This window comes from Sandarakinorhabdus rubra, from assembly GCF_010994245.1.
Classification (GTDB): domain Bacteria; phylum Pseudomonadota; class Alphaproteobacteria; order Sphingomonadales; family Sphingomonadaceae; genus Sandarakinorhabdus; species Sandarakinorhabdus rubra.
On the sequence record NZ_WMHO01000358.1, the window covers coordinates 1 to 1434 of the forward strand.

Sequence of the window (1434 nt, forward strand, 5' to 3'; positions counted from 1 at the left end):
TAGCGCGGTTCAGGCCAGCAGGTGCACGGCCGCCGCCCCCAGCCCGGCGGCCAGCAGCAGCCACGGCGTGGACCAGCCCGCGCCGCGTTCCGGCAGCGGCGGCAGCGGCGGCTGCGGCGGGGCGGCGCCGGGCATCGGATTGGCCGCCACCCATTGCCGGAAGATGCGCGGCAATTGCCTGAGCGCGCGCGCATTCATCACCAGCGCGTCCGCAATCAGGGCTTCCGGGCCCATCTCGTCGCGCACCCAGTCGCGCACATAGGGCTCGGCCACTTCCCACATGTTGACATCGGGGTCGATGGTCAGCGCCACGCCTTCCACCATCACCATCGTCTTCTGCAGCAGCAGCAGGTGCGGCTGCACCGGCATGTCGAAGCTGCGGGTGATGGCGAACAGGCCTTCCAGCAAATCGGTGATCGAGATCTCGCGGGCCTGCCTGCCCCGGATCGGCTCGCCCACAGCGCGCAGGGCGGTGGCAAAGGCCGCCGGGTTGTGGTGCGGCGGCACATAGCCGGCCTCGAAATGGATTTCGGCAACGCGGGCATAATTGCCGGTCACCAGCCCGTACAAGATCTCGGCCAGATAAAGGCGGGCCCGGCGGTTGATGCGGCCCATGATGCCGAAATCGATCACTCCGATGCGGGCATGGTCAATGCCGTTTCCGGCCGGGATCAGGAACAGATTGCCCTGATGCAGATCGGCATGGAAAAAGCCCTTGGCGATGGCCTGGGCGAGGAAGCCGTTGACCAGCACGCGGGCCAGATGGGGCCGGTCGAAGTCGGCGGCGGCCACGGCGGCGGTGTTCGACAGCTTGATCCCGTCGATCCAGTCGATCACCAGCATCCGCCGAGTGGAACGCTGCCAATCGACCTTCGGCACCACGAAATCCGGTTCGCCGGCCAGGATCTCGCCCAGTTCAGAGGCGTTGGCGGCCTCGCGCCGCAGGTCCAGCTCGGCCTCGATCCAGCCCCTGAAGGTGGCGATGACAGCGCGCGGCCGCAGCCGGGCAAACTCGCCGCCCAGCGTCTCGAGGTGGCGCGCGCCCCATTCATAGGTGGCCAGTGCCGAGGCGACCTCGGCCTCGATTCCGGGACGCAGCAACTTGATGGCCACGGCGCGGCCATCGCTGGTGACGCCCTTGTGCACCTGCGCGATGGAGGCGGCGCCAACCGCTTCGGCCTCGATCGATTCGAAGGCGGTCTTCCAGTCGCCGCCGCAGGCCGCGTTCAGCTGCGGCTCGATGCTGCCGAACGGCACCGGGGGCAGCGCGTCCTGCAGGCGGGCGAGATCGGCCGCGGCGGCAACCCCGATCAGGTCGGGCCGCGTCGCCAGCGCCTGGCCCAGCTTGATGGCGGCCGGGCCAACCGCGGCCAGCCCGCCGGCAAAATCGGGCGTTGTCGGCGCCCCAGTGCCGAACCGCGCCAGCTTTGCCAC

The 1434-nt window shown here is 69.5% G+C and carries 1 protein-coding gene; it reads right to left on the reverse strand.

What is annotated here, in order from left to right:
- Window positions 1-9: 9 nt before the first annotated feature.
- Window positions 10-1434: AarF/UbiB family protein (locus GJV64_RS14445; RefSeq protein WP_164158173.1), on the reverse strand; the 1425-nt coding region annotated here is incomplete at its 5' end.